The organism is Xanthomonas sacchari, assembly GCF_024266585.1.
Classification (GTDB): domain Bacteria; phylum Pseudomonadota; class Gammaproteobacteria; order Xanthomonadales; family Xanthomonadaceae; genus Xanthomonas_A; species Xanthomonas_A sacchari_C.
On sequence record NZ_CP100647.1, the window covers coordinates 2641358 to 2655203 of the forward strand.

Annotated in this window: 11 protein-coding genes and 1 tRNA gene; 3 read left to right on the plus strand and 9 right to left on the minus strand. The window is 68.2% G+C overall.

Translation table 11 applies throughout. The features are described 5' to 3' along the window. Positions 1 to 170: 170 nt before the first annotated feature. Genes NKJ47_RS10900 through NKJ47_RS10920 form a run of 5 tightly spaced genes read right to left on the minus strand, consistent with a single transcriptional unit; the run spans position 171 to position 8746 of the window. Positions 171 to 2234: an esterase/lipase family protein gene (locus NKJ47_RS10900; protein ID WP_254457933.1), complete on the minus strand. Its 2064-nt coding sequence runs from the start codon at positions 2232 to 2234 to the stop codon at positions 171 to 173. Beyond that, a complete protein-coding gene (locus NKJ47_RS10905; protein ID WP_254457934.1) occupies positions 2231 to 5302 on the minus strand; it encodes an efflux RND transporter permease subunit in 3072 nt (1023 codons plus the stop codon). Before NKJ47_RS10905 ends, NKJ47_RS10900 begins: the two co-directional genes overlap by 4 nt. Then, positions 5299 to 6417 carry an efflux RND transporter periplasmic adaptor subunit gene (locus NKJ47_RS10910; RefSeq protein WP_254457935.1) on the minus strand — a complete coding sequence of 373 codons (1119 nt, stop codon included), beginning with the start codon at positions 6415 to 6417 and terminating at the stop codon, positions 5299 to 5301. The genes NKJ47_RS10905 and NKJ47_RS10910 overlap by 4 nt, the downstream gene beginning before the upstream one ends. 23 nt (positions 6418 to 6440) lie before the next feature. Beyond that, entirely contained in the window at positions 6441 to 7259 is an 819-nt protein-coding gene (locus tag NKJ47_RS10915; protein ID WP_254457936.1) for a MipA/OmpV family protein, read from the minus strand. A gap of 26 nt (positions 7260 to 7285) precedes the next feature. Then, complete coding sequence (locus NKJ47_RS10920) at positions 7286 to 8746, minus strand: efflux transporter outer membrane subunit (RefSeq protein ID WP_254457937.1); 1461 nt, start codon at positions 8744 to 8746, stop codon at positions 7286 to 7288. Between the two features lie 109 nt (positions 8747 to 8855). Between NKJ47_RS10920 and NKJ47_RS10925 the strand changes: the two genes are divergently transcribed. From NKJ47_RS10925 to NKJ47_RS10935, 3 genes are read left to right on the plus strand one after another with little or no spacing between them, the layout of a single operon-like run. Beyond that, on the plus strand, positions 8856 to 9545 hold the full coding sequence (locus NKJ47_RS10925) for a response regulator (RefSeq protein WP_254457938.1): 690 nt from the start codon (positions 8856 to 8858) through the stop codon (positions 9543 to 9545). Then, positions 9542 to 10792: a sensor histidine kinase gene (locus NKJ47_RS10930; RefSeq protein ID WP_254457939.1), complete on the plus strand. Its 1251-nt coding sequence runs from the start codon at positions 9542 to 9544 to the stop codon at positions 10790 to 10792. Before NKJ47_RS10925 ends, NKJ47_RS10930 begins: the two co-directional genes overlap by 4 nt. Before the next feature lie 50 nt (positions 10793 to 10842). Continuing rightward, entirely contained in the window at positions 10843 to 11064 is a 222-nt protein-coding gene (locus NKJ47_RS10935) for a hypothetical protein (RefSeq protein ID WP_254457940.1), read from the plus strand. A 362-nt stretch (positions 11065 to 11426) separates the two neighbouring features. On the opposite strand, the gene NKJ47_RS20825 is transcribed toward NKJ47_RS10935, so the two are convergent. The 4 genes from NKJ47_RS20825 to NKJ47_RS10955 all read right to left on the minus strand — a co-directional run bounded on the left by NKJ47_RS20825 (position 11427) and on the right by NKJ47_RS10955 (position 13790). Next, a complete protein-coding gene (locus NKJ47_RS20825) occupies positions 11427 to 11519 on the minus strand; it encodes a hypothetical protein (RefSeq protein WP_327237550.1) in 93 nt (30 codons plus the stop codon). Between the two features lie 175 nt (positions 11520 to 11694). Continuing rightward, entirely contained in the window at positions 11695 to 12054 is a 360-nt protein-coding gene (locus NKJ47_RS10940; RefSeq protein ID WP_152249660.1) for a hypothetical protein, read from the minus strand. A gap of 655 nt (positions 12055 to 12709) precedes the next feature. Further along, positions 12710 to 12802, minus strand: a tRNA-Ile gene (locus NKJ47_RS10950). 88 nt (positions 12803 to 12890) lie between these two features. Next, positions 12891 to 13790: a DNA-binding protein gene (locus tag NKJ47_RS10955; protein WP_254457941.1), complete on the minus strand. Its 900-nt coding sequence runs from the start codon at positions 13788 to 13790 to the stop codon at positions 12891 to 12893. Positions 13791 to 13846: the final 56 nt, after the last annotated feature.

A 13846-nucleotide genomic window follows, 5' to 3' on the forward strand; every position in this document is an offset into this window, starting at 1 on the left:
CACCCGGCATTGCCGGGTGTTTTTTTGTGCGTGCTGTAGCCGTGGGCGATGAACGGAAGAGGGCTGCAGAGTGTGTATTGGTCGCGGCTGGATCGCCTGATGCTTCGAGCGATGGGCCTGCTTCTCCTTTCCTGCTTGCCTCCATGGTCTGCGAGGCTGCGCCCGTACCCTCACCCCTCTACCGGAGGGAGAGGGAGTTTGGCTTGTCGCTTCTCCCTCCGGGAGAAGCTGCCCCGAAGGGGCGGATGAGGGGCCGGCCGCTCATCATCATTCCGACCGTGCGGACATGCGCCGTGTACCCCGATGGCACTTGGCTGCGCGCGTCCCCTCAGCCCAACCCCTCTCCCGATGGGAGAGGGGCTATAGCGCAGTAACCGGCGGATCTGCCGGATCGCCTCGGGTGTCCGCTGCACGCTGTGCCCCGAAACAATCACTGTCTCCGAGGCGGCGCCGGATAGGTGGGCGCTCCAATACGGCACGATGCCGTCGCTGGACTGCGCCAGCGGCACGCGCGGATCCTCACGCCCGATGATCGAGTGGTAGGTCACCTGCGCTGAGATCGGCAGCTGCGCCGCGGCGCGGAGGAAGGGATCGCGGTCGCTGAGGCTGTCGATGCTGTTGGGCAGCGTGCCGAGCATGTCCTTGCCGGCGATGTCCCGGAACTGATCGAGGACGCGCCGGGGCAGGCCGACCAGGGCGCGCGCCAGTTCGCCGAGCGTGCCGCCGGCCTCCGGTGTGCCACGATGCGGGGTGGCCAGGAAGATCGCCTCGGACACTTCCGGCATCGGCGCGAAATGCAGCATGGGGCCGAGCCTGGCCTGCAGCGCCTGGCGTGCCTTCGGCTGCAGCGCCGCCTCGTCGAACAGGGTGCGCCACAGGCGATCGCCGTCGCTGGAGGACACCAGCAAGCGCGCCAGCACGCCGCCCATACTGTGCCCGATCAGCACCATGTCGTGTGCGGAGACGCTGCGGCGCTGCGGATCGAGTCGGTCCAGGGTCTGCTCCAGCGCAGTGCGAACCTGCAGGTGGGTGTAGGGAATCGGCAGGTTGGTCGGGTAGTACACCAGCCAGATCTGGTAGCGCTCGCGCACGCGCGGATCGCCGAGCAGGTCGTTGGCCAGGTTCACCCAGGCCTCCGGGCTGCTGGCCAGCCCATGCAGCAGCACCAGCACGCGCCGGTTCGGATCGTAGGGCTGGGTCAGGAACACATGCGGCCGGTCGATGCCGTGGCCCAGGCCGAGCAGCGTGCGCAGCGATTGCGCGGCGAAACCGGCGTGCGCCATCCAGACGCCGTAGCCGGCGCTGAAGTTGGCGGCCAGTGGCACGTCGACACCGCCCACCGCCACCCGCTCGTGGAGCGAAGGGTCGTGGACGTCCACGCGCGCGCGACGCGTGGCCAACACTTCTTGGAGGGAGTGGCCGTCGAAGCGCAGCACCACCGTGAGGTTGGGCATGGGCATGTCGCTGTAGGCGGGAGTTGTGTCGGCGCCGTCGATGGCATCCGCCGCTGGCGGCGTCAGGACCGCGACCATTTCCGCGCCGAACCCGTCGCGCCGATACACGCTGCGCAAGCCGTCGAAGCGCAGGCCGCTGGCCGCCAGCATCGCCTCGGGCATCGGCATGTCCTGCGGGCTGCCGACGCCGCTGGCATCCAGCGTCACTGTCCAGTCGGGCAGGGCGGCGATCGGCGCATCGGCGTCGTGGGTGGCGGGCGGATGCCGCTGGTAGCGCGCGAACAACGCGGTCACTGCCTGCTGCACGGCATAGTTGTAATAGTCACGTACCTGGGTCTGGCGTTCCTCGAAGGCGCGGTCGCTGGGCGTGCGCCCACCGAAAAACAGATAGGCGTAGGCGTAGCGCGCGGTTTGCAGCCAGGCGGTCAGGGTGGCATCGCTGTCCGGTTGTTGCCTGGCGGCCCGTTGCGCGGCGAGGAGCGACAGCTCCGCCGACGTGGCCAGGGCGCGTTCCTGGTCCACGTCGGCGCTGCCGAGCAACTGGTCGATGCACGGCTGCACTTTTGCCGTGCAGCCTGTCGCGTCGAGGCCGGCGACGTTCAGCGTCTGCAGGGCCGCGTCGCTGGGGCGCGCGGCGCTCAGCGCATCGCCACGCTTGGCCTGGATGTAGTGCGCCGCATCCACGCGTTGCAGGGTGACGCTGGCGCAGCCGCCGGCGCACAGCGCCAGTCCCAGCACCACGCAGGCCAGGCCCACGCGACGCCAGCGTCGCCACTTCATGCCGTGGCCTTCGCCGCGTCAGCGCGGCGCGCGAACAGCAGGTCGTACAGCACCGGGATCACGCCCAGGGTCACCAGCGTGCCCAGCGCCAGGCCGCCGATCATGGTGATGGCCATGCCGGTCCACAGCGGACCGGCGAACAGCATCAGCGGGATCAGGCCGACGATGCAGGTCAGCTTGGTCATCACGATCGGGCGCAGGCGCTTGACCGCCGCGGCGATCACCGCCTCGTGCCGGCTCAGTCCGTCGGCCAGTTCGGCCTCGATCCGCTCCAGCAGCAGCACCGCGTTGTTGACGATGATGCCGGCCAGCGCGAGCAGGCCGAAGGTGGCCATGAAGCCGAACGGATAGCCGGTGACCAGCAGGGCCAGGGTGGCGCCGATCAGCGCGAACGGAATGCTGGCGACCACGATGAACAGCTTGCGGAACGAATTGAACTGCCACACGAACAGCAGCAGGATCGCGCCCAGCGCATGCGGCATGTATTGCAGCAGCGCCTGGTTGGCTTCGGCGGCGTCCTCCAGTTCGCCGCCCATTTCGATGCGGTAGCCCGGCGGCAGGCGCAGCGCCGCCACCTTGTCGGCCAGTGCGTCCACCACCTGGTCGGTGGTCAGGTCGGGGTTGCGGCCGGTGATGGTGATGGCGCGGCTCAGGTTGCGGCGCTGGATCGTCGAGGGTTCCGAACTCAACTGGATGTCGGCGACCGCCGCCAGCGGCAGCGGCGCAGCGCCGGAGGAGGGGTAGATCGGCGTGTCGCCGGGATGGCCGCCGCGCGCACGCGGGTCGCTGTCGCCGCGCAGCACGATCGGCACGTTGCTGCCGTCGTCGCGGATCACCGAGGCGTCCACGCCGCCGTAGCGCAGTTGCAGCGCCTGGGCGATGTCCTCGCTGGCGACGCCGGCGCGGCGCGCCTTGGCCTGGTCCACCTGCACCACGTAGCGCGGAATGCGGCTATCCCAGTCGTCGCTGACGTCCTGCGTGCCGGGCAGGGCGCGCAAGGCGTCGGCGATGCCGGCGGCGAGGCGGCGCAGTTGCGCTTCGTCCGGGCCGATCACCCGGTAGATCGCCACGCCGGATTCGGTCGACCCCAGCGAAAAGCGCTTGGGCTCGGCGCGCACTGCCGGGTAGGCCTGACGCAGGTGGGTGCGCACCTTGGCGATCAGCGCATCGGTGTCGCTGCCCGGCCGCACGCTGACGGTGAAGTAGGCGATGTTGGCCGCCGGCAGCGGCGGGTTCAGGCCGAGCACGATGCGCGGGCCGCCGTCGGCGACGTAGCCGATGCTGTCGACGATCTGCGGGTTCTGCCGGCGGTCGGCCAGCCACTGGCTGATCGACTGCACGGTGCGCAGGGTCTCGCGCGCATCGCTGCCCGGTTGCAGGGTCACCGGCATCTGGAACTGCAGGCGGTCGGACTTCGGCAGGAAGCTGTACGGCACCGAGACCAGTACGGTCACCGCCAGTGCCAGCAGGGCCAGCATGCTGCCGAGGAACAGCGCCTTGTGCGCCAGCAGCGCCTCGATCGCGCGCCGGTACAGGCGGTATGGCCTGGACGTGTAGGTATCGCCGTGGCCGTCGGCCGGCGCGGCGTGCGCCCGCGCGAAGTACATGCACAGCAGCGGGGTGATGGTGATGCTGAGCAGCCAGGAGCCGAGCAGGGTCACCGCCAGCACGATCGCCAGCGAGCGCATGTACTCGTTGGTACTGGTCTGGCCGAAGAAGAACGGCGAGAACGCCAGCACGATCACCAGCGAGGAGGTCAGCAGCGGGATCGCCAGGCTGCGCCCGGCGGCCTCGCAGGCGGCGCGGCGTTCCTCGCCGGCGGCCAGGCGCCGCTCGATGTCCTCGGCGATGACGATGCCGTTGTCCACCAGCAGGCCCAGCGCCAGGATGATCGCGGCGATGGAGACGGTCTGCAGCTCCACGTTCAGCGCCCGCATCGCGATCAGCGCACCGAGGATGGTCAGCGGCACGATCGCGCCGACGATCAGGCCGGTGCGCCAGCCCAGGAACAGCATCACCACCGCCATCACGATGACGATGGTCTCGCCCATGACGTGGTGCATCTTGCCCATCTCGCGCTCGACCACGTCGGCCTGGAAGGTGACCACGTGCTGCTGGAAACCCACCGGCAGCGCCTTGGCGGTTTCGCCCAGGGTGCGCCGCAGCGCCTTGCCGACCTCGGCGACGTTGTTGCCCGGCGCCATCGACACCGCCACCACCACCGCCGGCTGGCCCTGGTAGATCGCAGCGGCCTCCGGCGGATCCACCGGCATCAGTTCGATGCGTGCCAGTTGTGCCAGCGGGATCTGCCGCGGGCCGTCGGCGCCCTGCGTGGCGATCGGGGTATTGCGCAGCGCATCCAGGTCGCGCACGTCGCCGGAGGTGGTCACGGTCATCGCCATGCCCGACGTGGCGACCAGGCCGCCGCCGGCGACCACGTTCTGCGCACGCAGTTGCTGCGCGACCGCGGCGGGAGTGAGGCCGGCTTCGCCCAGCCTGGTCCGGTCGAAGGCGACGTAGACGCGCTCGTCCCGCAGGCCGTGGAAGGTGACCCGCTCGACGCCGGGCACGGCGTACAGCTGCGCGCGCATCTGCCGCAGCGGGCCGAGCATCTCGGCGGTGTTGAAGCCCGGCGCGGTGACCGCGATCGAGGCGATGGCGACGCGGCCGAAGTCGTCGTCCACCAGAGGCCCCTGGGTGCCCGCGGGCAGTTCGGCGCCGGCCTCGGCCGCCTTGCTGCGTACGCGCTGCCATAGCGCCGGCAGGTCCTTGACGCTGTCCTGCGCGGTGACCTGCACGATGGCGCTGCCGGGATGGATGGTGGTGACGATCTTCTTCAGCCCGCTGACCTCGCGCAGCCGTTCTTCCAGCGGGCGCGCGAGCAGGTTCTCCACGCGTTCGCTGGGCATGCCGGGGAAACCGACCTGCACGATCGCATCGCGCACGGTCACGCTGGGTTCCTCCTGCGAGGGAAAGCCGAGGAAGGTGACGATGCCGCCGATCAGGAGCAGGGCGGCGCTGAACAGGGCCAGGCGGCTGGACTGCAGGGTGGCGCGGGTCAGGTTCATGGCGAGACGGTGCCGAGGCGGGTGGTGGGGCGGAACGGCACGACGTGCTGGCCGTCGTGGAGGAAGGCGGCGCCGGCGGCAACGATGCGCTCGCCCGCGGCCAGGCCGCGCAGGATCTGCACGCGGCCGCCATCGCTGCGCCCGGTGACGACCTGGCGGCGGCGCACGCGGCCGCTGTCTGGGCGGTACACGAACACCATGCTCTGGCCATCGGCCATGCTCGGGAGCAGCGCGCTCAGCGGCACGCTCGGCGCCTGATCGGCGGCGCTGTCGGGCAGCGCCAGCAGCAGCGATTCGCCACTGCGCGGTTGCGCGGCATCGGCGCCGGCGCTGTCGAACAGCGCCTGCACGGTGGCGCCGCCGTCCACGCGTGCGGAGACGCTATGCAGGCGCAGCGGCAAGGCCTGCTGTGGCGCGTTGCTGCGGTAGGCCAGAACGATCTGGCCGGGTTGCAGCGCCGCCGCGCGATCGGCCGGCAGCGTCGCCAGCACCTGCGCGCGATCGGCACCGTCCAGTTGCAGCACGGGCTGGCCGCCGCTGACCAGGCTGTCGGGCTGTTGCAGTCGCGCCACCACGCTGCCGTCGAATGGCGCACGCAGTTCCGACTGGCGCACCGCGCGGCGCGCCAGCGCCAGGTCCGATTGCGTGCTGCGGACCCGCGCCTGGGCCGCGGCGAAGGCGCTTTTGGCCGCGGTCAGGGTCGCCGCGGAGGCGGCGCCGTCGTCGAACATGGCCTGCTGTTGGGCGAGCTGGGTCTGTTGCTGCTGCAGCTCGGCCGCGGCGATGCCGACGCCGGCCTCGGCCTGCTGCAGGCGCAGGGCGTTCGGTTCCGGATCCAGGCGTGCGAGCACCTGGCCGGCGTGGACGCGGTCGCCCACGTCCACGGCGATGGCGGCGATGCGGCCACCGCCTTCGAAGCCGAGGTCGGCGCGCTGTTGCTGGCGCACTTGGGCGAGGTAGCGGGTGCTGTCGTGCGCGGCGTCGCTGGCGACGGTTTCCAGCTTGACCGCGCGTGGCGCATCGGCGGGCGGTGCCGCCTCGCGGCCGCAGCCGGACAGCGCCAGCGCGGCCAGTGGCAGGCACAGCGTGAGAAGCAGGGTAGGGCGCAGGGTCATGGTCGGCGGTGTCCCGAGAGCGATCAAAAGGTGTAGGTGACGGTGGCGCCGCCGCCGGCACCGGCGCGGCGACGCACCACCGGGCTGCCGTCGGCGGGGCCGACGTAGCGGGTGGCGTCGAGCAGCAGCGAGGCGGTCCAGTGCGGCGACAGGGTGTGGTCCCATTCGGCGCCGACCGAGTAGGCGTACACGCCGGCATCGGCCCGGTGCGGCTGGAAGCCGCTGGCCAGGCTCTGCGCCTCGGTGACGCCGAAGTACGCCTGGTTGAAACGGCGGTCGCCGAAATGCGCGTCCAGGTCCAGGGTCACGGTGTCGGCCGCGGCCTGCAGCAGGGTGAAGCGCGCCCCGGCACGGTAGCGGTTGCGGCGTGCGCCGTCCTTCAGCGCGAACTCGGCCTCGGCATCCAGCGCCAGGTAAGGGGTGAGCTGCTGCATGACCAGGCTGCGCGCTGTGATCGCGCCGGGCACGTCGCCCATGCCGGCCAGACTCTTGGAGCCGGGGCGCCAGCTGCTGTTGCGCTGCAGGCGGCCCAGGTCGTAGCCGAACGACTGGCTGGCGGAGAAGCCGTGCGCAGTCTGGAACTGCACGCCGGCGCCGCGCACCGTGTCCGCGAACAGGATGCCGCGCTGCACCGAGAACACCGGTACCGCCTGTACGCGATCGTCGGCGGAACCGGGATAGCGCGGCGTCAGCATGGCGCCGGCGCCCACGCTCAGTTGGGTGCGGTCGCCGAACAGGCCGGCGCTGGACGCGGCATTGGTGTCGGCGGCGTGCGCTGCCGGCGGCAGCGCCAGTACGGCCACGGTCAGCGTCGGCGAGAGAACGGACAGGACATGTTTCATCGGGGCAACCTCGTGCGGGGGAAAAGTCAGGGCGCGTGCGGCAGCGGCACGCCGTAGAACGCGCGGAACAGCGCGATGCGATCGAGCAGCAGCTCCTGCCGCGCCTGCAGGTGCGCCAGCTCGGCTTGCGCGGCCTGGATGTCGCCGGCCAGCAGTTCGGGGCGGTCCTGCAGGCCTTGCGCGACGCGCTGCTGCAGGCGCGCCACGCGCTGGCGCTCGCGTTCCAGGTTGATCCGTTCGCCGCGCTCGCGCTGCTGCAGTGCCGGCAGGGCATCGAGCGCATCGGCGACCTCGCGGAACGCCGCTTCCACGGTCTTCTCGTAGTCGGCCACCGCGGCGTCCTTGCGCAGCTGTGCGATATCCAGGTTGGCGCGGTTGCGGCCGCCGTCGAACAGCGGCAGCAGCAGTTGCGGCATGAAGCTCCAGGTGCGGCTGCCGGGCATGAACAGGCCGTTCAGTGCCTCGCTGGCGGTGCCCAGTGACGTGCTCAGGCGGATCGACGGGAAGAACGCGGCGCGCGCGGCACCGATATCGGCGTTGCGCGCACGCAGTTCGGCCTCGGCCTGGCGGACATCCGGGCGCTGCAGCAGCACCTTCGAATCGAGGTCGCGCCAGGCGTGGCCGTCGTCCTGCTCGGCATCCGGCAGCAGGTCTTGCAGCGTGCCAATGCCGTCGGGCGTGGCATAGCCGGCGAGCAGTTGCAGGGCGCGGCGGGCGGCACCGTGGTCGCTGGCGGCCTGCTGCGCGCGCGCCTGCGCCTGGTCGTCGTCGTGGCGCTGGCGGTCCAGTGCATCGCGGGAGATCAGCCCGACCGCCTGCTGGCGCGCGGCGATCGCCAGCAGCGCGGCGCTGCGCTCGGCGATGGTCTGCGCCTGTTGCCGGCTTTGCAGCGCGGCGCGCTCCAGCGTGTAGGCACGCAGGACTTCGGCGATCAGCGCACCGCGCGCCGCCTGGCGGCCGTCCTCGGAGGCCAGGTAGCGCTGCTGCGCCGCCGCCGACAGCGACGCCAGCTTGCCGAACAGGTCCAGCTCGAAGCCGTCCACACCGACTGCGACGGTGCTGAGCTTCTGGCCATAGCGCGCCTGCATGGCCGCGTCGTCGTAGCTGCGGCGCGTGCCCTGGGCATCGAGGCCGAGCTGCGGCAGCTGCTGCGCGCGTTCGATGCGGTACTGCGCGCGCGCCTGCTGCACGGTCAGCACGGCGTTGCGGAAGTCCGGGTCGTGGACCAGCGCCTGGGTCAGCAGCGGGGACAGATCGTGCTGCGGCGAGAAGGCCCGCACGAATTGCCGTTCCTGGTCGGTGAGCGCATTGTCGCTGCGGTTCGGGGCGGCTGCCGCAGTCGCAGCGGTCGCGCCCAGCGTGGGCGGCAACGCCGGTTGCGGGCGCTGGTAGACCGGCGCCAGCGAGCAGCCGCCCAGGGCGAGCGCGAGCAGGCCGAGCAGGGCGCGGAGGCGACGCGGGCGAAGCAATGGGGACGGTAGAATCATGGTGGCGGTCGGGTGATCGAACTCGACTGCCAATATCGGCGGACATGTTCAAGCCGCCTTCTAGGAATCTTCAAGATTCCATCAAGACGCCAACCACGGGCACCAGGCAATGCACGCGAAGAAGATCCTGCTGGTCGAAGACGATGCCGACAGCGCCAGCATCCTCGAGGCCTACCTGCGCCGCGACGGCTTCGAGGTCGCGATCGCCGAGGACGGGCAGAAAGCGGTAGCGGTGCATGCGCAGTGGAAGCCGGACCTGGTGCTGCTGGACGTGATGCTGCCGCGGCTCAGCGGCACCGAGGTGCTATCCACGATCCGCCGCAGCAGCGATACCCCGGTGATCATGGTCACCGCGATGGGCGACGAACCGGAAAAGCTCGGTGCATTGCGCTACGGCGCCGACGACTACGTGGTCAAACCGTACAGCCCCAAGGAAGTGGTGGCGCGGGTGTTTGCGGTGCTGCGCCGCGCCGCGCCGGCGCGCACCAGCGAGGAGCCGCTGCGCCACGAACGGCTCATCGTGGATACCGCCGCGGTGCGCGCCACGGTGCGCGATGCCGACGGCCACGAGGTAGCGCTGGAGCTGACCCCGACCGAGTTCAACATCCTGGCGACGCTGATGAAGACGCCGTTCAAGGCCTTCACCCGCAGCGAACTGCTGGAGATCTGCCTGCCCGACAGCGATGCGCTGGAACGGGTGGTGGATGCGCACGTGCACAACCTGCGCAAGAAGCTCGAACACGAGCAGGTCACCGGCCTGCTGGTGACGGTGCGCGCGATCGGCTACCGCTTCCGATGAACTGGTCCTGGTTCCGCCGCAAGGGCCATGCGCCGCTGTGGCAGTGGGTGGGCCTGCGCATGAGCGCGCTGGCGGTGCTGACCATCATCGCGATCGCGCTGGGCATGGTGTTGCGCTTCGCGATCTGGGACGTGTCCACCCTGAGCCGCCTGCCGCCGCAGGCGCGGCAGGAGATGCTGCAGCTGCGCGAGGATCCGCACAGCAATGCGCGGCGCCTGTGGAAACTGTTCGAGACCTACTACGACGTGGCCGACTTCCTGCCCGGGCTGGCCAGCCGCGACTGGTGGTTGCTAGCGGGCATGGTGCTGGCGTCGATCCCGGTGATCGTGGTCTGCGGCCTGCTGGCGTCGCGGCCGCTGTCGCGGCAGTTCTCCAACGTCGCCGAGGCAGCCAGGCGCATCAGCGACGGCGATTTCGCCGCGCGCGCCCGGGTGGTGCCCGGTGCACCGGACGAACTGGCCGGGCTGGCGATCGACTTCAACGGCATGAGCGCGCAGCTGCAGCAATACGAGCGCGAGGTGCGCGAGTCCAGCGCGATGCTGGCGCACGAACTGCGCACGCCGCTCAACGCGGCGATGGGGCGGGTGCAGGGGATGCTCGACCAGGTGTTCCCGAGCAGCGAAGAGCAGTTGCGCATGGTCCAGCGCCAGCTTGAGCAGATCAATCGCCTGGTCGGCGACCTGCACCTGCTGTCGATGGCCCGCGCCAATCAGCTGATGCTGGAACCGCAGCGGTTCGCACTCGGCGCGCTGGTCCGCGAACGCCTGACCTGGGCCGCGCAGCCGCTGCAGGAGGCCGGCATGCAGGTGCAGGTGCGCATTCCCGAACAACTGCACATCAGTGCCGACCGCGACCGCCTGGGCCAGGTGCTGTCGGTGCTGATCGACAATGCGTTGCGCTATGCCGCGGCCGGCGGCGAACTGGCGCTGGAGGCGCAGGCCGATGCCGATGGCGTGCTGATCCGCGTCGCCGATCGCGGCCCCGGCGTCGACGAGGAGGCGCTGGCGCGGATGGGCGACCGATTCTGGCGCGCCGACGACTCGCGCGCGCGCCATTCCGGCGGCAGCGGCCTGGGCCTGTCGATCGCCGCGGCCATCTGCCAGGCGCACGGCGGCGCGCTGGAGTTCGGCAATCGCGACGGCGGCGGACTATGCGCCCAGGTGCGGTTGCCGTCCGGGTTGGCAGGCGATGCTGGCGCGGGTCGCGGCAGTGCGCCTGCGCCACATCCGCGCAAACGGCAAGCGTGAGATCGGTGCGGTAAAGTCCGCAATGGAGACGTTCAGTCCTAGGCTTCCACGTGAGTACCGCATTGGATACCAATCGCCAGCGCCAGGTCGTCCCAACGGGCAAGACCGCCGAGGAGTGGCAAGCCATCGAGCACGCGGCCATCCAGGAGTTGCAACGCCGGGCAGACGAGGCACACGCGACCGTGGTCGCGTTGCTGGATCGCCACGGCAGCAACTTCAGCGCCAAGCAGATGTCGCAGATACGACGGCGGCTGGAAGCGTTGAATGGGTGACGCGGACGTGAGTAGCCCTGCGGCATCTGAATTTTACATAAGATACATTATGCGAAATTCTGCGGTGCTGGTCGTTGTTGGCGTCAGCGTCATGGTGGCTGTGCAGCACTACGCGGCCCTCCATCGCAGCAGTGATTGCCGCGCAGGAAATGCCCCCGTTCCCGCAGGCATACACCCCATTTGCCGCGGACATACGCCGCACATTTCTCGGAGCCTGGACAAGTCGCCACAGCTTTGATGGAACGACGGAAAAAACGCCCCGGAGTTGACCAGAACAACCGCCAGTACTGAAATCTGGACCTTAAGTTCCAGCAGCGCTGTTCCATAGGATGACAAGTTCCTGCAGCTCTGGACCTGGTTCATCAGCGAGCTTCTATCGCTTCGCGGCGGCTTCGATCGCAGCGTGTGCGCGCCATCACTTGGTCGTGCGAAATCGTCGGCCGCGTGTCGGCCACGGCGCGCTCGATCTTCGCCCGGAACTACCAGTCGTAGTCCTCGGCGGCTTCGGTCGACTCAAATTCGGAAACAGGTGGTCGAGCTTGGTCATGTTTACTCCAAAATGGAAGGAAGGAAAAGCTGCTCCGGATTCGCCAAGATGGCATGCCGATGTCGGTCTGGTGTTCCCAGACCTTAGTAGAAGTCACTGCGGCTTTGTTGGTAGCTCTCGAAGGCTTGCTCGATCTCAGTATCAGTGGGATCTCGGTAGATCGAGCCACTGGACTGTTGCAATCGATGAGTGACACGGTACCACCCCCGAAAATCGTCGAAGGAAAAGACGAAGCCCGACTTGGCAACAACCTCCTCTGGAGGAAGCACAGGTTCATCCTTTAGCCTTTTCACCACGCCAGCCGCAGCATCTGCTGTCGCGATTGCTGTGCCCTCGCCTTTATCAAGATGGAGGGAAAACGTTGCAGCCCATACATGAGGCACAGCCTGAGACAACAGCCATGATCGGTACTGCGGATCTAGTTCGTCTGCGAGGTCATTCATGCCGCTTCTCTCTCCCCACGGTTCTGCTTACGATGGTTAGCTAGGGTGTGCGCTTACTCGTGCCATAGCATCAACGCCCCATGCGGGGCATGGAACGCGACCGGTAGAGATATGCCATGCCACTCTCAGTGCCTCTGCATCGACCAAGGCATGGTGTCGTCTGGACCGAACTGCAGGATGAGCCTCAAAGTAGGCTTCCACCAATGTCGCCGTCGGCCTGTCGTGAATGATCTGCACATCCACTGGCCGAGGTGTCGGGCCGCACGCATAGACTTGGGTATCGGGTAGATCGAAGCCCGCGAGCACGTAGTGGAGAAGCTGGAGATCGTTGGCGTAGTCCGCAAAGATCATTGGAGCACTTGCGGAGTTGAGAAAACCGCGTACGCGCTTGGTCATTGCTTGATCCGTCAGGACCGACTTGTCCCGATCCAGCAGTGGATACACGACGCTTCGAACGAAGTCAGTCGGACGCGCCGGCAAGATCTCTCGCTCGGCGTAGAGGTAGTCAATGCCGTTCTCCGCCACCAGGGCGATGCTGACGAGCTCAGATCCTATAGTGTCGGCCCACTCGGTATCTAGAAAAAAGCGCATCAATTAAATGCCCGGGTAGAAGCAAGGCACGGTTCAACTCGTCATCCGCGACGACGCGAACAGGTGGTGCCCCTGGCCGGGTTCGAACCGGCACTTGCCGCTTATCTGGCGCTGACGGGATATAAATCCGCTGCTCTACCAATTGAGCTACAGGGGCGTGATCGTTGCGATCACGCCGGTATTCGAAAGCCGGGCTCGTAGCGGTGGTAGGCACTCATGGCTTGAGCATACCATGCGCTTGTTGTCTAACGTGCGGCGCGGCGCGGCTTGCGTACCGCCGGTGCGGCCGACTTCTGGCGTGACGTTTGCCTCGCTGAGACGGTACGTTGTAACTCTGCTGCCAGGGTGTCGGCTCGAGTTCGCTCGACGGCAGCTTCTCGTAGCGCCTCAGCCAACGCCTGACGGGTACTGTCTTCTTGCTGGCGAGCGTGCTGTTCAAACGTTTGACGCTCCCGTTGTGCGCTCGTAAGTTGCTTTAGAAGTGCCTGAGCTTCCTGCCGTGCCCGATCGATCTCTGCATGTGCCCTATCTTCAATTGCGCGCACATGGTCGGCCTGACGATTGCGCTCGATGGTGATCACCGCCTCACGCTCGCTGTAGCGGCCCTGCAGCGCACCAAGCTCTTGTTCCATCTGGGTGCAGCGATCACGCAAGTCTTCGCGTTGCGTGGTTAGGTCGGCAATTTGAGTAAGCTGTTGATCGCACAAGCGCTGGAGATCGGCCAGCCGCTGTTCGGCGACAACCAGCGACTCCCGAGCTTGGTTGGCAGCAACGGAATGCTGATGAATCTGCGCTTGCCAAGCGGCCTCCCGATTGCCAAAGTCATCTTGTAGTGCGACGAGGTCGGCACACTGTTGAGCCAGGTTGGCGTCAGCGTGGCGCTGTGCGGCTGCCAGCGCATGCTCCCACCACTGTGAGGCCAAGGTCGCCAGCTCCGCAGGGGCATTGGGTAGCTCAAGTTTGACCTGCTGCGCGGTCAGCCGCTCACCCAATCTTCCCCACCAGGTTTCCAGCCAGCGCACCACGGTGTTCGGAGATCCGGTGCCCAGGTGGGCACGGATGCGCTCCACCGTCGGGCGTTCGCCGGTGGCGACAAGTGCGTCGGCCGCGCCGTGCACGTCCGATTCGGTGATGCCTCTGGCCATTCAAATGCCTCCTGGATTGGTGCCCTACCCTGCGATTGACGTACTCACGATAAGTG